Source organism: Sphaerimonospora mesophila (assembly GCF_001417795.1).
Taxonomy (GTDB): Bacteria; Actinomycetota; Actinomycetes; order Streptosporangiales; family Streptosporangiaceae; genus Sphaerimonospora; species Sphaerimonospora mesophila.
Window position 1 is genome coordinate 69728 of sequence record NZ_BCBX01000036.1, and the last position, 26264, is coordinate 95991.

Genomic DNA, 26264 nt, shown 5'->3' on the forward strand with positions numbered 1-26264 from the left:
TGGCGGTGTGCGTCGGGGGAGGGGGTTTGTGCACCTGGCCTTTCCCAATTTTTGGGCTAGCTTGCTGGGTGTTCCTTTACTGACGCATGGGGCGCAGGCGCCCCACGCCAGACCAAGGAGATCGTTTTGAAGCGCACTCTCGCTTTCGGTGGCGTCGTCGCCACCGCCGGCCTGCTGGCCGCCGGCCTCGCGGCCACTCCGGCCGTGGCCGCCGACAAGCCTGCCGACGTCAACCTCGCCAACACCAACGAGGCTGCCCGCCAGGTGGCGACGTTCTGGTACGGCGAGAACAAGGCCAAGCTGATCCAGGCCACGCCGTACGCCGTGGAGACCACCGTTCCGGCCAAGCACGTGTCGGGTGGCGGTCCTGCCGCGGACACCAAGCCCGGTGTCGTTCCGGCGATCGGCGACGAGAAGAAGGCCGCGAGCAAGTCGAAGAACGTCAACCTGCCCAAGACCTCGGGCAAGGTGTTCTTCATCGGTGCCGACGGCAAGCCGCACTGGTGCTCGGCCTCCTCGGTTCAGTCGCAGTACCGCAACCTGGTCGCCACGGCCGGGCACTGCGTGTACGACACGAAGTCCAACAAGGCGACCCTCGACAAGTGGGTCTTCATCCCCGGGTACTACCAGGGCAAGACCCCGTGGGGCATCTACGTCGGTAAGACCGCGTACACCCACTACGACTTCGACGTCTACGAGGACGGCGACCGCAACTACGCGTTCGTGACCGTCTACAACGGTGTGCTGCCCACCACCGACCGTCCCACCTCGGGCAAGGACTACTCCTACAAGTCGGAGCTCTTCCGGACCGAGCGCGAGGCCAAGGCTCACCTGGCCAAGCTCAAGGCCGACAAGAGCACCGTCTGGTCCGCTCTGAAGATCGAGAAGGTCGAGGACAAGGGCGGTAAGGGCAAGGGTGGCAGGCACCACCACCAGTACCAGGAGGTGCCGGCCGGCGTTGCCGAGGTCAAGCGCGCCAACCCGCGGGCTGACCTGACGGCCGCCAAGGTCGACCTGAGGAAGGGCTGGAAGGCCGGCGACCCCGTCGAGGTCACGGGCAGGGAGTACGGCCAGACCCGGGACGACTCCTACGTCAGCAGGGACGGCAAGACCCTCTACTGGCGTGTCAAGGTCGAGAAGCAGGACGACCGTCGCGACGACCACCGCGGTCGTGGCGACGACCACCGGGGTCGTGGCAACGACCACCACAACAAGGGTGGCAAGCACCACACCGAGTACAAGTACTACAAGCGGACCTTCACCAAGCTGGTCAAGGCGCCGGCTCGGTCCGTGACGAAGTACCAGGTCGTCGGCTGGAAGCTGACGATCGGCCTGAAGGACGTCGGTCGCCTGGGTGACAACGTGGGCGGTCAGGGCCTGGCCTACAACCAGAAGGTCGGCTCGAACGTCTTCGTGTTCGGCTACCCGAGCGGGTCGCACCCGGACGGCAACTACGCCTTCTCCGGCCACACCCTCAAGTGGGCGTACGGCAAGACCTTCGCGGCGACCGCGCCGGCCATCAAGGGCGAGGAACTGCTCGGGGTCAAGTCGTCCTTCACCGGTGAGGGCTCGATCGGTTCGTCCTGGCTGCTCAAGTACCAGAGCGCCAAGCGGATCGGTTACCTGAACGGTGTGACCATCGCGGTGGCCGACCGCGATGGCAACAAGCGGATCGACACCAGCCTCTCGCCGTACTTCGACGGTGAGACCTACGGTGTCTACCAGGCCGCGGCCAAGAGCTGGTCCGGCAAGATCGTCTAATCCCTTCCCGGATGACGACAGAAGGGGCCCGGCGGTAAGCCGGGCCCCTTCGTGTTTCCTGAGGCGGCCACTTTCCTGAGGCGGCCTTTCCTGAGGCGGCCACCGAGCCCTCTGCCTGCGATCACGCCCTGGCCGGGGAGCCGCCTGAAGGCTCTCTGCGGGCCGTTCGAAGGGCTCGGGACGTTCATCCCCGGTGAAGCGCCGGCTCGCCGGTCTGCCGCCGATTGGCGGGCGCGGAGGCGGGACGTCTCAGACGTGATCACAGGCCCTTTCGGTTTCCTCCATCTAATGTGACCTTCGTCACATTTCTGCCTTGCCTGTTTGGGGGAGCGTGCCGGGGTCCGGGCCGACTGCAACCCGTCATGTACAGGGGAAACGTGCTGTCAACGGGGGCGTGAGGGGGCGGGTGTCGGGCCCCTTGGCGACGGAAGACGTGACTCACCCGCCTACCTTTTCGCAATTTTCCCGTATACCTTGCTGACCGTTCCTTTACTGACGCATGGGGCGCAGATGGTGCCTCACGACAGACCAAGGAGATTCCCTTGAAGCGCACTCTCGCATTCGGTGGCATCGTCGCCAGCGCCGGCATGCTGGCCGCCGGCCTCGCCGCCACCCCCGCTCAGGCCGCCGGTGACGTCGCCAGCGACACCCTGGCCAACACCAACCTTGCCGCGCAGCAGGTCGCCATGTTCTGGTATGGCGAGAACAAGGCCAACCTGCTCAACGCCAAGCCGTACGCGGTGGAGACCAAGGTCTCCGCCAAGCACGTTTCGGGTGGTGGCCCGTCCGCGGACACCAAGCCCGGTGTGGTTCCGGCGATCGGCGATGAGAAGAAGACCGCGTCGAAGTCGAAGAACGTCAACCTGCCCAAGACCACGGGCAAGGTGTTCTTCATCGGCGCCGACGGCAACCCGCACTGGTGCTCGGCGACCTCGGTGCAGTCTTCGTACCGCAACCTGGTCGCCACGGCCGGACACTGTGTGTACGACACCGAGTCCAACAAGGCCACGATGGACAAGTGGGTCTTCATCCCGGGTTACTACCAGGGCAAGACCCCGTGGGGCATCTACGTGGGTAAGACCGCGTACACGCACTACGACTTCGACGTCTACGAGGACGGCGACCGCGACTACGCGTTCGTCACGGTGTACAACGGTGTTCTGCCCGACGGCGCCTGGGGCAGCAAGGACTGGAAGTCCAAGTCCTTCAAGAAGGAGAGCCACGCCAAGTACTGGCTGAAGAAGCTCCAGAACGACAAGAAGACCGGCTACTCCGACCTGCAGATCGTGGCCACCCCGGACATGAAGCAGAAGGTGAAGCTCGGCACGCCGGACTCCACCAAGGTCGAGCCGGCCAGTGTGGCCGACCTCGCGGTCGACCCGGCCACCGTCAACGGAGCTCGGACCACCCTGGAGAACCAGGCCAAGCAGGGTACCTCCACGTACAGCGATGGAACGTGGGGCGTCACCGTCAAGAGGGTCTGGCGCGGCCAGGAGGGCTGGAACAGCACCGACCCGGCCAAGCAGACGGTCTACACCTTCAAGAAGGACGGCAAGACCTACCAGGCGACCTTCTGGGGCGCCTTCAAGGTCAAGGACTACGTCATCACCGGCAAGATCCTCCGGATCGGCCTGAAGGACGTCGGCCGTCTGGGCGACAACGTCGGTGGTCAGGGCCTGGCCTACAACCAGAAGCTGGGCAAGGCGCACTTCGTGTTCGGTTACCCGAGCGGGTCGCACCCGGACGGCAACCACGCGTACACCGGCAAGACCCTCAAGTGGGCGTACGGCAAGACCTTCGCGGCTACCGCGCCGGCCATCAAGGGCGAGGAGCTGCAGGGCATCAAGTCGTCCTTCACCGGTGAGGGCTCGCTGGGCTCCGCCTGGCTGCTCAACTACAAGAGCGCCAAGCGGATCGGTTACCTGAACGGTGTCACCATCGCGGTGGCCGACCGTGACGGCAACAAGCGCATCGACACCAGCCTCTCGCCGTACTTCGACGGTGAGACCTACGGCGTCTACGCCTCCGCGGCCAAGAACTGGTCCGGAAAGATCGTCTGATCCCTTCCCGGCGGACGACAGAGAAAGGGCTCGGCAGCCAGCCGGGCCCTTTCCCGTGTCCGGGGTCAGTCCGATTCGTACGCCTGCGGACCGGGCGAGCCCGGCTCTCGCCGGAATCGGCACCCGACCCGATCGATCACGACGTTATTGCGCGAAAACGGGCGCCAGAGCAGCAACAACGTCATGGTCGATTGGCTTCGATCATCGGCGGGCCGGGGTACGGAGATTTCCGGCCCGCGGATTTCGTACGGAACGGTCCCGGTGGATCGACGGGTGGGAACGGGAAAGGGCCCGGCCGGAGGGGCGGCCGGGCCCTTGGACCTCCGCCTACCCGGAGGCCTTTTCATCGCCGCCCGGAACGGTGACCAGGGAAGCCGGACCGGGCGGACGGATGGGCGGGGTAACCGCCGGCCTCGTCGGGAGGCGAAGACTCAGGCGATCTTGCCGGACCACATCTTGGCGGCGGCCTTGTAGACGCCGTAGGTCTCACCGTCGAAGTACGGCGAGAGGCTGGTGTCGATGCGCTTGTTGCCGTCGCGGTCCGCCACCGCGATCGTCACACCGTTCAGGTAGCCCAGACGGCGGCTGTTCTTGTAGTTGAGCAGCCAGGCGGAGCCCAGCGAGCCCTCACCGGTGAAGGACGACTTGACGCCCTGCAGTTCCTGAGCCTTGATGGCCGGGGCCTGCGCCGCGAAGGTCTTGCCGTACGACCACTTGAGGGTCTTGCCGGAGTAGGCGTGGTTGCCGTCCGGGTGCGACCCGCTCGGGTAACCGAACACGAAGACCTTCTTGCCGATCTTCTGGTTGTAGGCCAGGCCCTGACCACCGACGTTGTCGCCCAGACGGCCCACGTCCTTCAGGCCGATCTTGAGGACCCTTCCGGTGATCTTGTAGTCGAGGTCGTAGTTGATCCAGTAGGTGCGGGTGACGTACTTGTCACCCTCCTTCTTCCAGTAGAAGGTCTTGCCGTCGGCCGACTCGTGGCCCTGGTTCCAGCCGGCGGGCTTGGTGTCACTCTTCTTGGTGGTGACGCCGGTGCCCTGCTTGAACGGCCCGTTAGCGGGGGTGCCCTCGGGGTTCAGCTTCTTCCAGTCGGCCCGCTTGACGTAGACCTTCTTCGACTCCCTCGTGCCCTCCTTGACGACGTGGCGGGTGTCGATCACCGACCGGATGCGGAGGTGGCTGTAGCCGGTGCTCTTGTCGGCCCGGAGCTTCCGCAGCGCCCGCGTGGCCTGCCAGTGGGTCTCGTAGTTCTTGGACTGGTACCTCTTGCTGCCCCCGGTCGAGGTGGGCAGCACGCCGTTGTAGACGGTCACGAACGCGTAGTCGCGGTCGCCGTCCTCGTAGACGTCGAAGTCGTAGTGGGTGAAGGCCTGCTTGCCCACGTAGATGCCCCACGGGGTCTTGCCCTGGTAGTAACCGGGGACGAAGACCCACTTGTCCATCGTCGCCTTGTTCGACTTGGTGTCGTACACGCAATGGCCGGCGGTGGCGACGAGGTTGCGGTAGTGCGACTGCACCGAGGTGGCGGTGCACCAGTGCGGCTTCTTGTCCGCGCCGATGAAGAAGACCTTGCCCGTGGTGCGGGGCAGGTTGACGTTCTTCGACCGGCTTCCCGAGGTCTTCTTGTCGGCGCTCGACGGCACGATCCCGGGTTTGCTGTCGGGAGCGGGCCCGCCCTTGGAGATGTGCCTGGCCGGGACGGTGGTCTCCACGTTGTACGGCTTGGCGTTGCGCAGGTTGGCCTTGTTCTGGCCGAACCAGAAGGCCGCGACCTGCTGCGCGGCGAAGTTGGAGCCGACCAGGGTGTCCTTGGAGACATCGCCGCCGGCGTTCGCGGGGGTAGCGGTAACGACGGCCGAGGCCAGCAGGCCGGTGGCCGCGATGCTACCGAGAGTGAGGGTGTGCTTCAAGGGTGTGCTCTCCTTGCTCTGTCGTGGGGGCCGTTCCACGCCCCAAACGTCAGTAAAGGAACTCCCTTAGCAAGCTATAAGAGGAATCTGTGAATAAAACAGGTCAACCGCCGCGCCGGCCGTCGGGGAGGATGCGCTCTTCCTTGATCACCTCTGGCGGGCGATCGAGTTTCTCCTGTTGAGGGGTGAGATCGCGAAAGGCCTGATCACATGGGGTGAGTGATCGTACGGTGAGAAAGTGTGATGTAAATCACATCTTTGGAAGGAAACCGAAAGCCCATGTGATCACGTCTGATATTGCCCGCAGCGGCACCCGGGCATCCTCGACGGAACGCCCCCAGGCGGGCGCCGTCTCGGCCGTACGGCCCGCTCCGCTCCGTGTGGGGGAGCTTCCGGGGGGAACGGGAAAGGGCCCGGCTGGTGACAGCCGGGCCCTTCCTTGGGTCGTCAGGAGGCGATGCCTTAGACGATCTTGCCGGACCAGTTGTTGGCCGCAGCCTGGTAGACGCCGTAGGTCTCACCGTCGAAGTACGGCGAGAGGCTGGTGTCGATGCGCTTGTTGCCGTCACGGTCGGCCACCGCGATGGTCACACCGTTCAGGTAACCGATCCGCTTGGCGCTCTTGTAGTTGAGCAGCCACGACGAACCGACCGAGCCCTCACCGGTGAAGGACGACTTGATCGCCTGCAGTTCCTCGGCCTTGATGGCCGGGGCCTGCGCGGCGAAGGTCTTGCCGTACGCCCACTTGAGGGTCTTGCCGGAGTAGGCGTAGTTGCCGTCCGGGTGCGACCCGCTCGGGTAGCCGAACACGAACACGGCCTTGCCGATCTTCTGGTTGTAGGCCAGGCCCTGACCGCCCACGTTGTCGCCCAGGCGGCCGACGTCCTTCAGGCCGATCCGGAGGATCTTGCCGGTGATGACGTAGTCCTTGACCTTGAAGGCGCCCCAGAAGGTCGCCTGGTAGGTCTTGCCGTCCTTCTTGAAGGTGTAGACCGTCTGCTTGGCCGGGTCGGTGCTGTTCCAGCCCTCCTGGCCGCCCCAAACCTTCTTGACGGTGACGCCCCACGTTCCATCGCTGTACGTGGAGGTGCCGACGACGGCCTGCTCCTCCAGCGTGGCCCGGGCGTTGTCGATGGTGGAGGGGTCGACCGCGAGGTCGGCCACGCTGGCCGGCTCGACCTTGATGGAGTCCGGCGTGCCGAGCTTCACCTTCTGCTTCATGTCCGGGGTGGCCACGATCTGCAGGTCGGAGTAGCCGGTCTTCTTGTCGTTCTGGAGCCTCTTCAGCCAGTACTTGGCGTGGCTCTCCTTCTTGAAGGGCTTGGACGTCCAGTCCTTGCTGCCCCAGGCGGCCTCGGGCAGCACGCCGTTGTAGACGGTCACGAACGCGTAGTTGCGGTCGCCGTCCTCGTAGACGTCGTAGTCGTAGTGCGTGTACGCGGTCTTACCGACGTAGATGCCCCACGGGGTCTTGCCCTCGTAGTAGCCCGGGATGAAGACCCACTTGTCGAGGGTCGCCTTGTTGGACTCGGTGTCGTAGACGCAGTGGCCGGCCGTGGCGACCAGGTTGCGGTACTGCGCCTGGACGGAGGAGGCCGAGCACCAGTGCGGCTTGCCGTCGGCGCCGATGAAGAACACCTTGCCCGAGGTCTTGGGCAGGTTGACGTTCTTCGACTTCGACGCGGTCTTCTTCTCGTCGCCGATCGCCGGAACCACGCCCGGCTTGGTGTCCGCGGTCGGGCCACCACCCGACACGTGCTTGGCCGGAACGGTGGTCTCCACGGCGTACGGCGTGGCCTGGATCAGGTTGGCCTTGGCCTCGCCGTACCAGAACGCCGCCACCTGCTGCGCGGCGAGGTTGGTGTTGGCCAGGTTGACCGCGGCGGGCTTGTCAGCGGCCTGAGCCGGAGCGGCGAGACCGGCGGCCAGCAGGCCGGCGGAGGCGACAATGCCGCCGAAAGCGATCGTGCGCTTCAAGGGGGTTCTCCCTGGTCTGTCGTGAGGCGTCACTTGCGCCCCATCCGTCAGTAAGGAACGAGATGAACGTTATACGAGGAATGAAGGGAAGATCTGGTAAGAATGCGGTGCCAGATCCGGCGACAAATATTTCGGCCGCCGCCCTCTCATCTAGAAAGAGTTGCGGTCGGAGACGTTTCCGCTGATCATCGCCTGCGTTCCGTCATCTAGATCACGGGGAGTGATGGATCGATCCACCAACCTGTGTGACGTAAATCACACAGGTTCGTGAAACGGTTGGTCCCCCGGAGTGCGTCTGAGCCTGCCGACATCGCTCGGCCGGGACACGGGAAAGGGCCCGACCGGAGACGGTCGGGCCCTTCCTTCGGGTCGTCAGGAGGGGATGCCTCAGACGATCTTGCCGGACCAGAGGCTGGCCGCGGCCTTGTAGACGCCGTAGGTCTCACCGTCGAAGTACGGGGAGACGCTGGTGTCGATCCGCTTGTTGCCGTCGCGGTCGGCCACCGCGATGGTCACGCCGTTCAGGTAGCCGATCCGCTTGGCGCTCTTGTACTGGAGCAGCCAGGCCGAGCCCAGCGAGCCCTCACCGGTGAAGGACGACTTGACCCCGACCAGCTCCTCGCCCTTGATGGCGGGGACCTGCGCGGCGAAGGTCTTGCCGTACGACCACTTGAGGGTCTTGCCGTTGTAGGCGTGGTTGCCGTCCGGGTGAGACCCGCTCGGGTACCCGAACACGAAGACGTTCACGCCGACCTTCTGGTTGTAGGCCAGGCCCTGCCCGCCCACGTTGTCGCCGAGACGGCCGACGTCCTTCAGGCCCACCCACAGGACCCTGCCGTGGAGCACGTAGTCCACGTCGTACTCGATCCAGTAGGTGTGCTTGTAGTACTTGCCGCCGGAGGTGTAGAAGTACGCCTTGCCGTCGGCCGAGACGCCGTCGTTGCCCGCCTTCGCGGCGGCCTTGGCGGTCTCCCAGGCCTGCTTGGCGTTGTCGCCGGTGAACTCCTGGCGGTTCACGCCCGTGTGCGGGGCGTAGGTCGCCGGGTAGCCCTTGCTCGCGTTGTTGCCGACGGCCTTGAACGCGGCGCGGGTGACGTCGGTCTTCTGCACCTCGGAGCCGGCCGGGTCGGGGCCGATCTTCTTGGTGTCGACGACACGCTCGATCCAGAGACGGGAAGCCCCGTTCTCCTTGTTCGCCTCGATGTCGGCCTTCGCCTTCTCGGCGAGCGCCTTGGTCTCGAAGGCCACCGGGTCCTTGGAGACGGCCGCTCCGGTGGGCAGGACGCCGTTGTAGACGGTCACGAACGCGTAGTCGCGGTCGCCGTCCTCGTAGACGTCGAAGTCGTAGTGGGTGTACGCGGTCTTACCGACGTAGATGCCCCACGGGGTCTTGCCCTGGTAGTAGCCCGGGATGAAGACCCACTTGTCGAGGGTCGCCTTGTTGGACTCGGTGTCATAGACGCAGTGGCCGGCCGTGGCGACCAGGTTGCGGTACTGCGACTGGACCGAGGTCGCCGAGCACCAGTGCGGCTTCTTGTCCGCGCCGATGAAGAACACCTTGCCCGAGGTCTTGGGCAGGTTGACGTTCTTCGACTTGCTCGCGGCCTTCTTCTCGTCGCCGATCGCCGGAACCACACCGGGCTTGGTGTCCGCGGCAGGACCGCCACCCGACACGTGCTTGGCCGGGAGCGTGGTCTCGACGTTGTACGGCGTCGCGTTGATCAGGTTGGCCTTGTTCTCGCCGTACCAGAACTTGGCGACCTGCTGGGCGGCGTAGTTGGTGTTGGCCAGAACATCCTTGGCGACCTCGTCGGCGGCCTGGGCGGGCGTGGCCAGACCGGCGGCCAGCAGGCCCGTGGCGGCGACGATGCCACCGAAGGTAATGGTGCGCTTCACGGGGGGTCTCCCTGGTCTGTCGTGAGGCGTGACTTGCGCCCCATCCGTCAGTAAGGAACGAGAAGCACGTTATATGAGGAATGACGGGAAAATCTGGTAAGAACGCATGTCGGATTTACCGACGAATATTCGGTCGCGCCTCTGGCGTCTGGCGAGGGCGGCGATTCGCGTCGTTTCCGCTGATCATCGCCCGCATCCTGTCACCTGGAGAGCGGGGAGCGGTGGATCGATCCATCAGCCTGTGTGACGTAAATCACACGGCCTTGAGGAACGGATATCCCTCTCGACTACGTCTGAGATTGCCGGCATCGCTCGGCCGGGACACGGGAAAGGGCCCGGCCGGAGACGGTCGGGCCCTTCCTTCGGGTCGTCAGGAGGGGATGCCTCAGACGATCTTGCCGGACCAGAGGCTGGCCGCGGCCTTGTAGACACCGTAGGTCTCACCGTCGAAGTACGGCGAGATGCTGGTGTCGATGCGGTTGTTCTTGTCGGTGTCGGCGATGCCGATCGTCACACCGTTCAGGTAACCGACGCGCTTGGCGCTCTTGTACTGGAGCAGCCAGGACGAGCCGATCGAGCCCTCACCGGTGAAGGACGACTTGACTCCGACCAGTTCCTCGCCCTTGATGGCCGAGACCTGCGCGGCGAAGGTCTTGCCGTACGACCACTTGAGCGTGTGGCCCGTGTAGGCGTAGTTGCCGTCCGGGTGCGACCCGCTCGGGTAGCCGAACACGAAGACGTTCGCGCCGATCTTCTGGTTGTAGGCCAGGCCCTGACCACCGACGTTGTCGCCGAGACGGCCGACGTCCTTCAGGACGATCTTCACGTACGGCTTGGGCTTGCTGTGACCGTTGTGCTTGGACTTCGCCCAGAAGGTCCGCTTGTAGTACTTGTAGCGGTCCTTGCCCCTGTCCTTGTCCTTGCCCTGGTCTCCGTGGAACCGGGCCGAGGTCGCGGTCTCCGTCGGAGTCGGGGTCGGAGTCGGGGTCGGGGTGGCGGTCGTGTCCGGGGTGGCGGTCGTGTCCGGGGTGGGGGTCTCGGTCGGCGTGGAGCGCGCCGCCTCGTCCTGCTGCCCGCCCTTCTTCCAATCGTCGCGGTCGCGCCAGTCACGGTCGCGGTCGTTCCGATCGCGGTCGTGGTCGCGGCCGTCCCGGACCTTCTTCTTGAAGTAGAGGGTCTTGCCGTCGCGGCTCACGTACCAGTCGCGGCGGTCCTGGTACTCCCTCTCGCTGATCTCCTGGGTGGAGGCACCCGTGCCGTTCGCCCAGGGGCCGTTGCCGGTCAGGTCGCGGTTCCCGTTGAGGCGCTGGAACTCACGGACGCTGATCTGGCGGACCTTCGAGTGGTCGTCGTGGCGCCCGCGGTCGTTCTTCCACTCGCGGTCATCGTGACGATTGTCGTTCTTCCCCCGGTGGTCGTGGTCCTTCCCCCGGTGGTCGTGGTCCTTGCCGCGGTGGTCGTGCTTACCGCGGTGGTCGTGGTCCTTGCCATGGTCGCGGCCGTCGTAGCGGACCACGGTGGGCATGACGCCGTTGTAGACGGTCACGAACGCGTAGTCGCGGTCGCCGTCCTCGTAGACGTCGTAGTCATAGTGGGTGAAGGCCTGCTTACCCACATAGATGCCCCACGGGGTCTTGCCCTGGTAGTAACCCGGCACGAAGACCCACCGGTCCAGCGTGGCCCGGTTGGACTCGGTGTCGTACACGCAGTGCCCGGCCGTGGCGACCAGGTTGCGGTACTGCGACTGGACCGAGGTCGCCGAGCACCAGTGCGGCTTCTTGTCCGCGCCGATGAAGAACACCTTGCCCGTGGTCTTGGGCAGGTTGACGTTCTTCGACTTCGACGCGGCCTTCTTCTCGTCGCCGATCGCCGGAACCACACCCGGCTTGGTGTCCGCGGACGGGCCGCCCCCCGACACGTGCTTGGCGGAGACCTTGGTCTCCACGCCGTACGGCGTGGCCGCGATCAGCTGTGCCGCGTTCTCCGCGTACCAGAACGTGGCCACCTGGCGAGCGGCCTCGTTGGTGTTGGCGAGGATGACCGACGGTACAGAGTCCCCCGCGGCCTGCGCGGGGGTGGCGGCGAGACCGGCGGCCAGAAGGCCGGCGGTGGCGACGACGCCGCCGAAAGCGAGTGTGTGCTTCAAGGTAGATCTCCCTGGTCTGTCGTGAGGCGTCACTTGCGCCCCATTCGTCAGTAAAGGAATGACTAGAAAGCTATCCGAGAGATCAGGCGGCGATTACGCTTTTTTCGGTCTACTTTTGGGCTGACCAAAACTTACCCATCTGGGTGCGCCTCGGGTCGCCGCGACGGCGCCTCGGCGTCTTTGCTGATCACGTGGCATTACGGCCGACGGCGCTTCACACAGCGTGAGGGAACGATCCGGCTCCTGTGTGAGGTAAATCACACAGGAACGGGGGCACGGGTGGTACGGCGCGACACGTCCGAGAACGTCTCCGCCGGGATCCGGCCGTCCAGGGCCTGGCGGTGGGACGGGAACGTCAGGTGCGGCCGGAGGACGAATGTGCTCCGCCGTTCTCGGCGGAGGCGTCGAAGGGGACGAGCAGCGTGCGCAGCAGTCCGGCGAGGGCCTGTCGTTCCTCCTGCCCAAGGCCGGCCAGCAGCTCGTGTTCCCGGCGCAGCAGGTCGGTGAAGGCGGCGTCGACCTGGGCCAGCCCGGCCTCGGTCAGGCGCACCAGCACGCCGCGGCGATCCTCCGGGTCGGGGTTCCGGGTGACCAGTCCGGCGGCGGCCAGCCGGTCTATGCGGTTCGTCATCGTCCCGGAGGTGACGAGCGTGGCCCGCAGCAACGCCCCGGGGCTGAGTTCGTACGGTTTGCCCGCGCGGCGCAGCGCCGTCAGCACGTCGAACTCCCATGACTCCATGTCTTGCCCGGCGAAGGCGGCACGGCGCTCGCGTTCGAGATGCCGGCTCAGCCTGGACACCCGGCTCAGCACCTCGAGCGGGGAGACGTCTAGATCGGGCCGCTCCTGTCGCCATGCCGCGACCAGCCGGTCAACCTCGTCCTCGGCGGGCCTCGAGAAGGTCATGCACTGAGTCTAGCTGTCTTGATGTCGAGATATCCCGGAAAATACCCGGCGTTCTGACATCGGGATCGGGGCGCGACGAGCGGCGGGGGATGGAAGTTTACGCCGTCCGCGGCAGCCGTACGGCACGGTGTGCCCGCTCCTGCGGATCTTCGCCGGGGCGCGCCTCCGATCGGCCACCCGGCGTGGATCGAGCGGGGCCGATCGGACTCAAGGGTCCTGTTCGGCCTCGGAAGGATGCTGAGCTCGATCAGAGGGTTCCGATCGAGCTCAGAGGGGTCTGACCGGTTTCGGGCGGTGCTTCTCCTGCTCGCGCTGCTCCCGCTCGCGATGCTTGGCCCGTTCGCGCTGCTCCCGCTCGCGGAGCTTCTCCTGCTCGCGCAGCGCCTTCTGCTGCTCCTTGAGCTCGCGCTCGCGCTGTTTCTCCTGCTCGCGGCGGAGCTTCTCCTGCTTCTTGAGCTTGCGTTCCCGGGCCTTCTCCAGCTCCTTGAGCTCCCGTTCGCTCGGCCGGGCCGTACGGAACTCCGACACGGAGGCGAGCACGAGGCCGCGCGATCCCGGGCTGAGGGCCGGATTCGGATCGAGACCGGTGAGGCCGTGCCACGAGAGGTTGACCAGGTGGGCCGCGACCTCCTCGCGGTGCGGTTCGCGGACGTCGAGCCACCACTGGCCGGTCAGCGCCGTCATCCCGACGAGCATCTGGGCGTACATGGGGGCGAGATCGGGGTCGTAGCCGCGTTCCCTGAACTCGTCGGCCAGCACGTCCTCGACCTGGCTGGCGATGTCGCTTATCAGGCTCGCGAAGGTGCCCGTTCCGGATGCGGCGTGGGAGTCGCGCACCAGGATGCGGAATCCCTCACTGCTCTCCTCGATGTACTGCAGGAGCGCGAGCGCGGCGCGCTCCAGCTTCACCAGCGCGTGCGACGCCGAGAGGGCCTGGGTGACCAGGCTGAGTAACCTCTGCATCTCGCGGTCGATGACCACCGCGTAGATGCCTTCCTTGCCGCCGAAGTGTTCATAGACGACGGGCTTGGAGACCTTGGCGTTGGCGGCGATCTCCTCGACGGAGGTGCCGTCGAAGCCCTTCTCCGCGAACAGGGCCCGGCCGACCTGGATCAGCTGCTCGCGTCGCTCCGCGCCGGTCATGCGTTTTCGGGTCCGGGAGGATTCGCTCACGGTTTCCATAATGACGTGTCCTCTCGGGCGGAGCCGGTCGGCGGGCCACCGCAGGGGAATTCGACCCACGGGCCGGAAGTGCGCCGGGAGGATCCCGCGGTCTCACTCCCATCCGCTCGGCTCCCCTGCGGTGCCGTGGCCCACGGAGCGGTCAACCGAGCCGCTTCGCCGCCAGGCGCTCCGGATTCGGCCAGCGCACGTCGTACACCCAGCCGGCCTTTTCGAACCAGCGGATCAGGCCGGCGCTCAGGTCGATCTGTCCCTTGAGTACGCCGTGACGGGCACAGGTCGGGTCGGAGTGGTGCAGGTTGTGCCAGGACTCGCCGAACGACGGGATCGCCAGCCACCACACGTTGCGCGACTTGTCGCGAACCTCGAACGCCTCGTCGCCGAAGACGTGGCAGATCGAGTTGATCGACCAGGTGACGTGGTGCAGCAGCCCGATCCGGATCAACGTGCCCCAGAAGAACGCCGTGACCATGCCCTGCCAGGACCAGGTGAGCAGGCCGCCCAGAACGGCGGGGAGCAGCACCGAGGTCGCCGCCAGAGCGGGGAACCACTTGTGCAGCTTCATCACGTCCGGGTCCTTCATCAGGTCCGGCGCGTACTTGGCCCGGTTGGTGCGCTCGGCCTCGAACAGCCAGCCGCAGTGCGCGTAGAGAAGGCCCTTGGCCATCGCCTTGATGCCGGTGCCGAAGCGCCAGGGGGAGTGCGGGTCGCCCTCCTTGTCGGAGAACTTGTGGTGCTTGCGATGGGTGGCGACCCAGTCGAGCACGGACATTTCCAGCGAGAGGCTGCCGGCGATGCCCAACGCGATCTTCATGGGCCGCTTCGCCTTGAACGAACCGTGCGTGAAGTAGCGGTGGAAACCGACCGTGACACCCAGCCCGGTGACGATATAGAACGTGAGCGCGATCGCCACATCGGTCCAGCCCAGGCCCCAACCCCAGGCGAACGGCACTGCGGCGATCACTGCGACGATGGGCGCCCCGACGACGATGCCGAAGATGATCAGCTCGGTCTTCGTCTTTTTCGCGGCCTCGAATTCCGGCTTCGGCTGTGGAGCTGGGCGCTCGGTCAGTACGGTCATGGGCTACCTCACGGCTATCGCGACGAAATGACTGGCTACGTAACCGTTGACTGGCTACGCAACCGTAACTTACGCCATCGTAAGTTAGGTGTGGCCAAGGGCGAATGTTGGGAAGGTGACGCTCGCGCATGCATCTGGTGGTGACTCCATGCCTTGCATCATGGGCGGCCATCTGCTAAACGACGCTCCCTTCCCTGCGTGGAGCGGCATATGCAGGCCAGGCCCCGATTCGCACCTTTCGTAATCTTTCGATGGCGACCGGTGATCAAGGCTCGCGCTCGACGATCTTCCCGTCGGGGTGATCGCGATGGCGGGTCGAGGGATGGTGTGGTGGCGACGTGATTCGGTGCGCCGAAGAAGGGGTGGGCTCTGTATCCTTGAGGTCGGATTCTGGCTGGAGCGAGAATCCGGACAATTGGGATTAAAGATCCATCCCGGGTCGTCTAGGGGCAAGACTACAGATTTTGGTTCTGTCAACGGAGGTTCGAATCCTCCCCCGGGAGCTGTGAAACGGATGCGCGACTCGGCCCTCCCCGGGCGTCGGCCGGGGGAGGCCTGGATCGGATCCGGGGCGTGGACGGTAAGCTTTGACCTTGTCGGGCGGATGACCGTGTGGATGTCCCGAATGGGCGCGCGGGAGGCGTTCCGACCCGTGTCAGCCGCGATGCCGAGGGAGCTCAGTCCGTGAGTGTGCCGGGCCCGGCCGCAGTCATCGTCCTCGCAGCGGGCGAGGGCACCCGGATGAAATCGAAAACCCCCAAGGTCCTCCATGAGATCTGCGGTCGCGCGCTCGTGGACCACATGCTCGTCGCAGCCCGGGGGCTCGCCCCGCAGCGGCTGATCGTCGTCGTCGGCCACGAGCGGGAGCGGGTGACGGCCCACCTCGGGGCCACGTCGCCGGACGCGGTGACCGTCGTGCAGGAGAAGCAGAACGGCACCGGCCATGCCGTACGGACCGTCCTCGAAGCGGTGGGGCCGATCACCGGGACCGTCCTCGTGACGTACGGCGACACGCCGCTGCTGCGTACCGAGACGCTCGCGGCCCTGCTCGACCGGCACGCGGGGGAGGGCAACGCGGTCACGGTCCTCACCGCCGAGGTGCCCGATCCAAGCGGATACGGCCGGATCGTCCGTGACGCGGACGGTGCCGTACTCGAGATCGTCGAAGACCGGGACGCGACCCCCGAGCAGCGGGTGATCCGGGAGATGAACTCGGGCGTCTACGCGTTCGACGGCGCGCTGCTGGCCGACGCCGTGCGACGTGTCGGCGCCGCCAACGCCCAGGGTGAGGAATACCTCACCGATGTGCTCGCCATCCTCAGGAAGGACGGCCACCGGGTCGGCGCCCACATCGCCGCGGATCACGTCGAGGTCGAGGGCGTCAACGACCGCGTGCAACTCGCCTTCGCCCGGCGCGTGCTGGGCGAGCGCATCCTGAGGGAACATATGCTGGCCGGGGTCACCGTCGTCGACCCCGCCGCCACGTGGATCGACGCGGACGTGACGCTGGAGCCCGACGCGGTGATCCACCCGGGCACCCACCTCAGGGGCGCGACGAAGGTCGCCTCCGGCGCGGAGGTGGGTCCGGACTGCACGCTGACCGACACCGTCGTCGGGGCGGACGCGGTCGTGCGCAACGCGGTCTGCGACGGCGCGGAGATCGGGCCGGAGGCGCTCGTCGGCCCCTTCGCCTATCTACGCCCGGGCACCGTGCTCGGCCGCAAGGGCAAGATCGGCACGTACGTCGAGACCAAGAACGCGACGATCGGCGAGGGCTCCAAGGTCCCGCACCTGACCTATGTCGGAGACGCCACCATCGGCACCTGTTCCAACATCGGGGCGGCCTGCGTCTTCGTGAACTACGACGGCGTCGCCAAGCACCACACCGTGGTGGGCGATCACGTGCGGGTGGGCAGTGACAACATGCTCATCGCGCCAGTGACGATCGGCGACGGCGCCTACACCGCGGCCGGTTCCGTGATCACCGTGGACGTCCCGCCCGGGGCCATGGCGGTGGCACGCGGCCGGCAGCGCAATATTGAAGGGTGGGTGTCCCGCCGGCGGGCCGGCACCGCCTCCGCGGAGGCCGCCCGGCGTGCCATCGCCGCCGGGGACGTGGAGGACACGGCCGACTAGGGAGACACGACCCGAAACAGAGACCCGTACGGCGGCTCGGCCCGGTCGGCCGCGTGTGCCGTACGTAAGCGGGAACAGCGAAGAAAGAGAAAGAAAGTTCGATGCGCGGACCCGAGCGCGCAGCCTCCGATCGCGGGGGCGGGAGGACACCGTGAGCTACCAGCGGGACCGAGCATGCGACCAGGCATGTCAACGGGCATGGGGGCAGGGTCGAAAGGTGAGGAGCGCGGCATGAGCGGCAAGAAGACCACGGGAGAGCGGAACCTGATGTTCTTCTCCGGCCGTGCGTACCCGGAGCTGGCCGAGGAGATCGCGGCCAATCTCGACATCGAGATCACCCCCACCAAGTTGCTGGATTTCGCCAACGGCGAGATCTATGTCCGCTATCTGGAGTCGGTACGCGGATGCGACGCCTTCGTGCTCCAGAGCCACACGGCCCCGATCAACCAGTGGATCATGGAACAGCTGATCATGGTGGACGCCCTCAAGCGGGCCTCGGCCAAGCGGATCACCGTGATCATGCCGTTCTACGGCTACGCGCGGCAGGACAAGAAGGGCCGCGGCCGCGAGCCGATCACGGCCCGCCTGATCGCGGACCTGTTCAAGGAGGCGGGCGCCGACCGGCTGATGTCGATCGACCTGCACACCTCCCAGATTCAGGGATTCTTCGACGGTCCGGTCGACCACCTGTTCGCGATGCCCGTGCTGATCAAGTACCTCCAGGGCAAGCTCGACCCGGCGACCACCACGATCGTCTCGCCGGACACCGGCCGGGTGCGGCTGGCCGAGCGCTGGTCCGACACGCTGGGCACGCCCGTGGCGTTCATCCACAAGCGGCGCGACCTCGACGTGGCCAACCAGGTGAAGGTGCACGAGGTGGTCGGCAAGGTCCGGGGCCGGACCTGCGTGCTGATCGACGACATGATCGACACGGGTGGCTCGATCTGCAAGGCGGCGGACGCGCTCTATGAGCACGGCGCCACCGACGTGATCGCGGCGGCGACGCACGCGGTGTTCTCCGACCCGGCCGTCGATCGTCTGAAGAATTCGCGGATCTCCGAGGTGGTCGTCACCAACACGCTGCCGATTCCGGAGGAGAAGAGGTTCGACAGCCTCACGGTCCTGTCGATCGCGCCGCTGATCGCCCGCGCCATAGAGCAGGTCTTCACCGACGGCTCCGTCACCAGCCTCTTCGAGGGCGACTCCTGACCTCCGCTCTCCCATCACATCACCCCCCACCGCCATCACCCCCCCACCGCCATCACCCTCCGTGATCTTGCGCTTTCTCGCACTGAAGTGCTCTGAGCTGCGTGAACGCATGGCGTGATCTTGCAGAAACTTCGGCGCTTCCGCGCTCACCTGGACATTCGCTTGTCGTGATCTTGCACTGCTCGCCGGACCGCGGGCGCGTACGGCGGGCCGTGTCGCTGCAAGATCACGGAGTGTGAATTCCCAGGTGGCAGGCACCTGGTGCGAGTTTCTGCAAGATCGGCGAAGGGGGAAGCCCAGGTCATGGGGCGTCGCTGCGAGTAATTGCAAGATCACGCGGGGAGGGGCGGTAGAGTGACGGGGTTGCGCTCGTAACGCCTTCCGCTAGGGCGGGTGAGGGGGAGCGCACTCATCCATCCGTCGAGTTCTCATCCCTAGGAGATGTGCCGTGCCTGATGTAGCCATCACCGTCGAGTCGCGTAACGAGTTCGGCAAGGGCGCCGCCCGCAAGATCCGTCGCGCTCACAAGGTCCCCGCCGTGCTGTACGGCCACGGCACCGAGCCGCGGCACCTGACCCTGCCGGGTCACGCGCTGCTGCTCGCGCTGCGCACGCCGAACGTGCTGATCCACCTCCAGGGTGAGGGCATCGACGAGATAGCGCTGCCCAAGGGCGTTCAGCGCGACCCGATCAAGGGCCACCTCGAGCACGTCGACCTGCTCCTGGTCAAGCGGGGCGAGAAGGTCACCGTCGAGATCCCGATCAACGTCCTGGGCGAGCCGATCGGCAGCGCGATCGTCGACCAGCAGCTCGTCACGCTCGCCGTCGAGGCCGAGGCGACCCACATTCCGACCGGTGTCGACGTGGACGTCGCCGGCAAGGACGCCGGCTTCGTCGTCAACGCGGGCGACATCACGCTGCCGGAGGGCACGACGCTGGTCGACGACCCCGAGGCGCTGGTGCTGCAGGTGATCGCCGCTCCGGTCGCCGCCCTGCCGGAGGAGGCCGCCGCCGAGGGCGAGGCCGAGGCCGCCGAGTAACGAACGAATCGACCGTCGGCGTGACGGTCGAGCGGGAGAGTCCTCCACGGCATCGCCCGTGGAGGACTTCTCTGTCTGTGATGTCTGTGATGCCTGTGTTGATCTGTGATGACCTGTGTCGATCTGTAGTGACCCGTGCTGACCTGCGATGGCTGCGATGACGCGCGACGACCTGCGATCCTCTATGCGGACGCGTAGTGACCTGGCTGAGGAGACGGCGATGTTTTCCCGCGGCAATGGAGTCGCCGAACGGCGGTGGCTGATCGTCGGCCTGGGCAACCCGGGGCCGGAGTACGCCGGAAACCGGCACAACGTCGGTTTCATGGTGCTCGACGAGCTGGCGGCCCGGATCGGCGGACGGTTCAAGGCGCACCGGTCGCGGGCCGAGATCGTCGAGGGCAGGCTGGCGGGCACGCCGGTCGTCCTGGCGAAGCCGCTGTCGTTCATGAACCTGTCCGGCGGCCCGGTCAAGGCGCTCGCCGACTTCTTCAAGGTCACGCCGGACGGCGTGATCGTGGTGCACGACGAGCTGGACATTCCGTACGGCGCGCTGCGCACGAAGTCGGGCGGCGGCGACAACGGCCACAACGGGCTCAAGTCGATCACCAAGACGCTGGGCACTCGTGACTACCTGCGGATCAGGTTCGGCATCGGGCGGCCTCCCGGGCGGATGGATCCGGCGACGTTCGTGCTGCGCGACTTCGCCACGGCCGAGCGCAAGGACCTGCCGTTCCTGGTCGACCGGGCGGCCGACATGACGGAGTCGCTCATCACCGCAGGCCTCGAGGCCACCCAGAACAAGTTCCACGCCGCCGACCTCAATCCGGCGAAGCCACCCCGCTGAATACACGCCGGGCCGCCATCGACGCCGACGACCTTGGGTAATTCTATAATCACCGTTGGTAGTCGAATTGCGATGAGCAGCCTGGAGGCGTGCGTGCTGGACGGCGAGATGCCCGCGGCGACCACCGGAAGGTCCCCGTCCCCCAGCAGGCCCCGGCGCGCCGGGAGGTCACCGCTCCCCGGCGGGCCGCGGCCCACCACACGGCCGGTCGGGCCGACGGGCGCCCGACGTCTCGTCAAGGCCGGCTTCGACCGGCTGATCGCCGCCGTCGCACTGATCGTCCTGGCGCCGGTCATGGCCGCGATCGCCGTGGCCGTACGGATCACCGGTCCCGGGCCCGTGCTGGACCGTCAGCGGCGGATCGGCAGGGACGGCGCGGAGTTCACGCTCTTGAGGTTCCGTACGACCCGGCCCGGCGCGCAGGACCGGAAGATTGAACTCGTCGGAGACCTCGTCAGCGACCGGCACGGCCCGCTCCTCAAGATCGGGCGGGATCCGCGTATGACGCCGCTCGGCGGCCGGCTCAGGCGGCGCTCGCTCGACGAGCTCCCTCAGCTGATCAATGTGCTGCGCGGCGACATGTCCCTGGTCGGCCCGCGTCCCACGTTGCCCGAGGAGATGGAGCGGTACGGTGACGACGTGCGCGCGCGCCTGGTGGTCCGGCCGGGGATGACCGGGCTGTGGCAGATCGACGGCGGGGCCGACCTGTCCTGGGAGGAATCGGTACGGTTGGACCTGCGTTATGTCGAAAACTGGTCTGTGATGTTGGATTTGCGGATCCTGTGGAAGACGTGGTCCACGGTGGCCCGCGGGGCGGGAGCGTACTGAACATGCCGATCCGGGACGATCATGCCCTCGCCGGTGACCTGGCGACCGAGGCGGGAGAGCGGCTGCTCAAGCTCCGCGTCCGTCACGGGTTCGAGGACCAGCGGGCCCTGCGGGACGCCGGAGATCGCGCCGCGCACGTCTTCCTCATGGAGGCCCTGGGGCGCCTCCGGCCGGACGACGCGGTGCTGTCGGAGGAGGCGACCCACGAGGAGCGGACCGATCCCCGGCGGACGTCCGCTCGGCGGGTGTGGATCGTCGATCCCCTCGACGGCACGCGCGAGTTCGGTGAGGAGGGACGGTCGGACTGGGCCGTGCACGTCGCGCTGTGGGAGGACGGGAGGCTGGCGGCCGGTGCCGTCGCGCTTCCGGCCCAGGGGCGTACGCTCACGACCGCGGAACCACCCGCCCTGCCCGAGCCCGGGGGACGGATCAGGATCGCGGTCAGCCGCAGCAGGCCGCCGCAGTTCGTGCGGGATCTGGCCGATCTCGTGGGCGCCGAGCTCATGCCCATCGGCTCCGCCGGCGGGAAGATCGCCGCGGTGCTGAGCGGTGAGGTCGAGGCGTACGTCCACGCGGGCGGGCAGTACGAGTGGGACTCGGCCGCCCCGGTGGCGGTGGCGCTGGCGGCGGGAGCCCACGCGAGCAGGGTCGATGGCTCACCGCTGACCTACAACAGAGCCGACCCCTGGCTGCCCGATATCCTGGTCTCCCTACCGGGTCTGGCGGTAACCTTGCTCGCCGGAATCCGTGACCTGCAGTCTCCCCGAAGGAAGCCCAATGCTTCAGCGTGACTACACGACGTCGCAGCTCGACGTGCTCGAAGCCGAGGCGATCCACATCATGCGTGAGGTCGCGGCGGAGTTCGAGCGACCGTGTCTGCTCTTCTCGGGCGGCAAGGACTCGATCGTGATGCTGCGGGTCGCGGAGAAGGCGTTCTGGCCGGCCCCCATCCCGTTCCCCCTCATGCATGTGGACACCGGCCACAACTTCCCCGAAGTGATCGAATTCCGCGACCGGCGGGTGGCCGAGCTGGGTGTGCGGCTGGTCGTCGCCTCGGTGCAGGCGACCATCGACGCAGGCCGGGTGGTCGAGCAGACCGGACGGCGAGCCTCACGCAACCGGCTGCAGACCACGACGCTGCTCGACGCGATCGAGGAGAACCGGTTCGACGCGATCTTCGGCGGCGGCAGGCGCGACGAGGAGAAGGCCAGGGCCAAGGAGCGGGTGTTCTCCTTCCGCGACGAGTTCGGCCAGTGGGACCCGAAGAACCAGCGGCCCGAGCTGTGGAACCTCTACAACACCCGGGTTCGCCCGGGCGAGCAGATCCGCGTGTTCCCGCTGTCCAACTGGACCGAGCTGGACGTGTGGCACTACATCCGGCGCGAGGGTGTGGAGATCCCGCCGATCTACTACGCGCACACCCGCAAGGTCTTCGAGCGCGACGGCATGCTGCTCGCGGATTCGGCGATCGTCCAGCGGGGCGAGGACGAGCCCGTCTTCGAGGCCACGGTCCGCTATCGCACGGTCGGCGACATGACCTGCACCGGAGCCGTGGAGTCCACCGCCAGGACGGTCGACCAGATCATCGACGAGATCGCCGCCACCCGCATCACCGAGCGGGGCGCCACCCGGGCCGACGACCGGGCCTCCGAGGCGGCCATGGAAGACCGCAAGAAGGAAGGCTACTTCTGATGCGCCTTCACGACGCGTTTCCGACGTGCCTTCACGACGCGTCCACGCGCGCCGGCGACCTTCCGGGCGAGAGCCGTACGACCTTCGGAGAGCAGGAGTAGCGGAGTAATGGACATCCTTCGGTTCGCGACCGCGGGTAGCGTCGACGACGGCAAGTCCACACTGATCGGACGGCTGCTCTTCGACTCCAAGGCGATCTTCGAGGACCAGTTGGAGGCCGTCGAGCGCACCTCGCGCGACCGCGGCACCGAGTACACCGACCTGTCCCTGCTGACCGACGGCCTGCGTGCCGAGCGGGAGCAGGGCATCACGATCGACGTCGCCTACCGCTACTTCGCCACCCCCAGGCGGAAGTTCATCATCGCCGACACACCGGGGCACATCCAGTACACCCGGAACATGGTGACCGGCGCCTCGACGGCCGACCTGGCGATCATCCTGATCGACGCGCGCAAGGGCGTGCTGGAGCAGTCGCGGCGGCACGCGTTCCTCACGACGCTGCTGCGGGTGCCGCACCTGGTGCTCGCGGTGAACAAGATGGACCTGGTCGACTACTCGGAGAAGCGGTTCGAGGAGATCCGCGAGGAGTTCACCGCGTTCGCCTCGAAGCTGAACGCCGCCGACCTCAAGTTCATCCCGATCTCCGCGCTGCACGGCGACAACGTGGTCTCCCGCTCGGAGAACATGCCGTGGTACGGCGGCTCCTCGCTGCTGCACCACCTGGAGAACGTGCACATCGCCTCCGACCGCAACCTGGTCGACGTGCGGTTCCCGGTGCAGTACGTCATAAGGCCGCACAACGCCACCAGTCAGGAGCTGCACGACTACCGGGGGTACGCCGGGCAGGTCGCCGGGGGTGTGCTCAAGCCGGGTGACGAGGTCCTGCACCTGCCCTCGGGTCTCACGACCACGATCACGAGGATCGACACGTTCGACGGCCCGGTCGAGGAGGCGTTCTCGCCGATGTCGGTCACGCTCCGGCTCGCCGACGACATCGACATCTCGCGCGGCGACATGATCTGCCGGCCCAACAACCAGCCGAAGGCCGCCCAGGAGGTCGAGGCGATGGTCTGCTGGATGGCCGACGGGCTGAAGCTGCAGCCGCGATCCAAGCTCATCATCAAGCACACCACGCGTACGGCCCGGGCGCTGGTCAGGGACCTGCACTACCGGCTCGACATCAACACCCTGCACCGGGACGAGTCGGCGACCTCGCTCGGCCTCAACGAGATCGGCCGGGTGTCGCTGCGCACGACGCAGCCGCTCTTCGTCGACGAGTACGCGCGCAACCGCCTCAGCGGCGGGTTCATCCTGATCGACGAGGCCACCAACGGCACGGTCGGCGCCGGGATGATCATCGATTCCCGCTGAGGCTCGAAAGACTCGAAAAGAGGGGGGACGGGCGGAAACGGGCGACCGCTCCGGCCGACCGTGACAGTCGCGGTCTGGTGTGCGAGGCCTCCGGCCTCCTCGGGCGCGGTGGTCTCGGGCACGGTCTCACGTCGGCCGGAGCACCCGCCCGCTCCCGCCCTCACGTCCCACGGCGCCGAAGCGGGCGATCACGTTCAAGGTGTTCTCCAGCGGTTGTAGATCATTAGTGGATGGTCGTTCCGGCGGCGAGACCCGGCGTTAGGTTCATCGCGTTCCATATCGAGGACGTGGAGGACCAGTGGTCGAGGCCGATCCGGTGATCTTCATAGGGGGGCTCGGGCGTAGCGGCAGCATGCTGCTGGAGCGTCTGCTCGGTGAGCTGCCCGGAGTCGCACCGCTCGGTGAGGTCGCTCACCTGTGGCGGCGCGGCGTACCGGCGGGCGAGCCCTGCGGCTGCGGACAGGCGTTCGAGCATTGCCCGTTCTGGCGGAAGGTGGGCGCCCGGGGCTTCGGCCAGTGGCGGGAGAGCCAGGTCGGCTGGCTGACACGGCTGAGCGTCCGGGTCGACCGCACCCGTCGCATTCCGGCGTACGCCCTCGGACTCGTGTCGCGGGAGGCGGAGCTGGTCGAGTACGTCCGCTCGTACGCCCGAATCTACGCCGCGGCCGCAGAGATCGCCCACGCCCATACCGTCGTGGACTCGAGCAGGCAGGCCTCCCTGGCGTACTGCCTGTCCGCGATCATGGATCTGCGGATCGTCCACCTGGTGCGTGATCCGCGTGCGGTGGCCGCCTCCAGGTTCGGAAAGGTGCGGCGGGGGAGGGTCCGCCGAGCGGAGGACGGCCGGCCGATGACCCGGTGGACGCCGCTCAGGACGGCCGTCCACTGGCTCGTGCAGAACCTCGCCTTCGAGGTCCTGCGCGGCAAGGGCGTGGACGTCGTCCGCGTCCGCTACGAGGACCTGCTGGCCCGTCCGGCGGAGACGCTGAACGCGCTGACCACGCGGCTCGGCCTGCCGCACGCGACGGGCGACTTCGGCTTCCTCGGCGACCGGCAGGCGCGGCTGGGCGTCGCGCACACCGTCTCCGGCAGCCCGGCGCGGCTCGCCGTCGACCGGATCGGGATCGGCGACCGCCCGGCGCGGCTTCCGGCCACCCAGCGATGGCTGGTCACCGCGCTGACCTGGCCGCTGCTCCTCTGGTACGGCTACCGCCTCGGCGGCGCCTGGACGGTACGACGGCGGGCGGTCGCATCGCGGGTGTGACGGCCGCATATCATCGACGGCGCATCGTCCTCCGATCCAGCGAGGGGTCATGTTCCGCACGCTGATGAAGTCGAAGATCCACCGCGCCACCGTCACCCAGGCCGACCTGCACTACGTCGGATCGGTCACCATCAGCGCGGACCTGATGGCGGCCGCCGATCTCGTGGAGGGTGAGAAGGTCGACATCGTCGACATCGACAACGGCAACCGCCTGTCGACGTACGTCATCGAGGGCCCGGCGGGCTCCGGGACGATCGGGATCAACGGCGCGGCCGCCCGGCTCATCAGCGTGGGCGACCTGGTGATCATCATTGCGTACGCGCTCGTGGCCGAGGAGGAGCTGGGCTCCCTCAAGCCGCGCGTCGTCTTCGTCGATAAGGACAACGAGATCGTCCAGGTCGGCGCCGATGCCGCGGACGTGCCCGACGGCACCGGCCTGATCCGCGGCGATTCAGCCCGCCCCACCGGCTGACCGCGGCTCCCCGCCGTCATCACCCGGATCCGGAACGAGGAGCCACGGCTGGACGGCATCGAGCGGTCGCTTCGCGATCTGCTCGGCGACTGTCTCGCCAAGGACCCCCTGCGTCGCCCGTCGGCCCGTGAGATCCTCGACCGCCTGGTGGGCACCGCCGACGACCTCCTCGCGCCCCCCGGCGCAGACGGAGTCCCCTCGGCCGTCACCGGCGCCGTCCCAGCTGGTCGAGCTCGGTCCGGGACACTTCACCGACTACTGCAAGTCGATCGGCTGGGAGTGGGTGGAGTATCGGGAGACGCCCCAGCCGGGCGCCTACTGCGTCAAGAACAAGGACAAGGCCACCATGTACCTGACGCAGAGCCAACGCGACGCCGGATGCCGTTGGCGCTTCAACGACCCGCACGCCTTCCACAGGTTCAAGGGCAAGTCCAACTACTGCTACGCCTACCGATGACCGAGAACGGCTGAATTCCGGGCAACCGGGGC

At 66.9% G+C, this 26264-nt stretch carries 19 protein-coding genes, 1 tRNA gene and 1 pseudogene; 14 read left to right on the forward strand and 7 right to left on the reverse strand.

The window, feature by feature from the left end; all coding sequences use genetic code 11:
* The first annotated feature begins 126 nt into the window (after nucleotides 1–126).
* Complete coding sequence (locus tag AP234_RS38020) at nucleotides 127–1761, forward strand: trypsin-like serine peptidase (protein WP_200926547.1); 1635 nt, start codon at nucleotides 127–129, stop codon at nucleotides 1759–1761.
* 542 nt (nucleotides 1762–2303) lie between these two features.
* Nucleotides 2304–3821: a trypsin-like serine peptidase gene (locus AP234_RS34295; protein WP_063842956.1), complete on the forward strand. Its 1518-nt coding sequence runs from the start codon at nucleotides 2304–2306 to the stop codon at nucleotides 3819–3821.
* Between the two features lie 431 nt (nucleotides 3822–4252).
* Here the strand turns inward: AP234_RS34295 and AP234_RS34300 are convergent, their stop codons facing one another.
* The 7 genes from AP234_RS34300 to AP234_RS16295 form a co-directional block, all read right to left on the reverse strand.
* Nucleotides 4253–5734, reverse strand: a complete 1482-nt coding sequence (locus AP234_RS34300; RefSeq protein WP_063842957.1) for a trypsin-like serine peptidase — start codon at nucleotides 5732–5734, stop codon at nucleotides 4253–4255.
* A 462-nt stretch (nucleotides 5735–6196) separates the two neighbouring features.
* Nucleotides 6197–7711: a trypsin-like serine peptidase gene (locus tag AP234_RS38025; protein WP_063842958.1), complete on the reverse strand. Its 1515-nt coding sequence runs from the start codon at nucleotides 7709–7711 to the stop codon at nucleotides 6197–6199.
* A gap of 387 nt (nucleotides 7712–8098) precedes the next feature.
* Nucleotides 8099–9607, reverse strand: a complete 1509-nt coding sequence (locus AP234_RS34310) for a trypsin-like serine peptidase (RefSeq protein WP_063842959.1) — start codon at nucleotides 9605–9607, stop codon at nucleotides 8099–8101.
* A 385-nt stretch (nucleotides 9608–9992) separates the two neighbouring features.
* Complete coding sequence (locus AP234_RS38030) at nucleotides 9993–11753, reverse strand: trypsin-like serine peptidase (protein WP_200926548.1); 1761 nt, start codon at nucleotides 11751–11753, stop codon at nucleotides 9993–9995.
* 355 nt (nucleotides 11754–12108) lie between these two features.
* Nucleotides 12109–12657, reverse strand: a complete 549-nt coding sequence (locus tag AP234_RS16285) for a MarR family winged helix-turn-helix transcriptional regulator (protein ID WP_055480512.1) — start codon at nucleotides 12655–12657, stop codon at nucleotides 12109–12111.
* Nucleotides 12658–12924: 267 nt separating this feature from the next.
* Nucleotides 12925–13839, reverse strand: coding sequence for a TetR family transcriptional regulator (locus tag AP234_RS16290; protein ID WP_055480513.1), 915 nt, complete (start codon nucleotides 13837–13839; stop codon nucleotides 12925–12927).
* A gap of 142 nt (nucleotides 13840–13981) precedes the next feature.
* On the reverse strand, nucleotides 13982–14920 hold the full coding sequence (locus tag AP234_RS16295; protein ID WP_055480514.1) for an acyl-CoA desaturase: 939 nt from the start codon (nucleotides 14918–14920) through the stop codon (nucleotides 13982–13984).
* A gap of 432 nt (nucleotides 14921–15352) precedes the next feature.
* Between AP234_RS16295 and AP234_RS16300 the strand changes: the two genes are divergently transcribed.
* The 12 genes and pseudogenes from AP234_RS16300 (at nucleotide 15353) to AP234_RS16355 (ending at nucleotide 26232) form a co-directional block, all read left to right on the forward strand.
* Nucleotides 15353–15423: transfer RNA gene (locus AP234_RS16300), tRNA-Gln, on the forward strand.
* Between the two features lie 181 nt (nucleotides 15424–15604).
* Complete coding sequence (gene glmU / locus AP234_RS16305; RefSeq protein ID WP_055480515.1) at nucleotides 15605–17056, forward strand: bifunctional UDP-N-acetylglucosamine diphosphorylase/glucosamine-1-phosphate N-acetyltransferase GlmU; 1452 nt, start codon at nucleotides 15605–15607, stop codon at nucleotides 17054–17056.
* A 231-nt stretch (nucleotides 17057–17287) separates the two neighbouring features.
* Complete coding sequence (locus tag AP234_RS16310; protein WP_055480516.1) at nucleotides 17288–18265, forward strand: ribose-phosphate diphosphokinase; 978 nt, start codon at nucleotides 17288–17290, stop codon at nucleotides 18263–18265.
* Between the two features lie 448 nt (nucleotides 18266–18713).
* The gene (locus AP234_RS16315) at nucleotides 18714–19304 is read left to right on the forward strand and encodes a 50S ribosomal protein L25/general stress protein Ctc (protein ID WP_055480517.1); all 591 of its coding nucleotides are present in this window, start codon (nucleotides 18714–18716) and stop codon (nucleotides 19302–19304) included.
* A gap of 220 nt (nucleotides 19305–19524) precedes the next feature.
* Entirely contained in the window at nucleotides 19525–20148 is a 624-nt protein-coding gene (gene pth, locus AP234_RS16320) for an aminoacyl-tRNA hydrolase (RefSeq protein ID WP_055480518.1), read from the forward strand.
* A gap of 183 nt (nucleotides 20149–20331) precedes the next feature.
* Nucleotides 20332–20976, forward strand: a pseudogene (locus AP234_RS16325) (sugar transferase); the annotation flags it as partial.
* 2 nt (nucleotides 20977–20978) lie between these two features.
* Entirely contained in the window at nucleotides 20979–21767 is a 789-nt protein-coding gene (locus AP234_RS16330; protein WP_055480756.1) for a 3'(2'),5'-bisphosphate nucleotidase CysQ, read from the forward strand.
* Entirely contained in the window at nucleotides 21754–22668 is a 915-nt protein-coding gene (gene cysD / locus AP234_RS16335; RefSeq protein WP_055480520.1) for a sulfate adenylyltransferase subunit CysD, read from the forward strand. The genes AP234_RS16330 and cysD overlap by 14 nt, the downstream gene beginning before the upstream one ends.
* 108 nt (nucleotides 22669–22776) lie before the next feature.
* Nucleotides 22777–24039 carry a sulfate adenylyltransferase subunit CysN gene (gene cysN / locus AP234_RS16340; RefSeq protein ID WP_055480521.1) on the forward strand — a complete coding sequence of 421 codons (1263 nt, stop codon included), beginning with the start codon at nucleotides 22777–22779 and terminating at the stop codon, nucleotides 24037–24039.
* A 298-nt stretch (nucleotides 24040–24337) separates the two neighbouring features.
* Nucleotides 24338–25303: a sulfotransferase gene (locus AP234_RS16345; protein WP_055480522.1), complete on the forward strand. Its 966-nt coding sequence runs from the start codon at nucleotides 24338–24340 to the stop codon at nucleotides 25301–25303.
* A 49-nt stretch (nucleotides 25304–25352) separates the two neighbouring features.
* Entirely contained in the window at nucleotides 25353–25775 is a 423-nt protein-coding gene (gene panD / locus AP234_RS16350) for an aspartate 1-decarboxylase (protein WP_055480523.1), read from the forward strand.
* A 127-nt stretch (nucleotides 25776–25902) separates the two neighbouring features.
* Nucleotides 25903–26232 carry a hypothetical protein gene (locus AP234_RS16355; RefSeq protein ID WP_055480524.1) on the forward strand — a complete coding sequence of 110 codons (330 nt, stop codon included), beginning with the start codon at nucleotides 25903–25905 and terminating at the stop codon, nucleotides 26230–26232.
* Nucleotides 26233–26264: the final 32 nt, after the last annotated feature.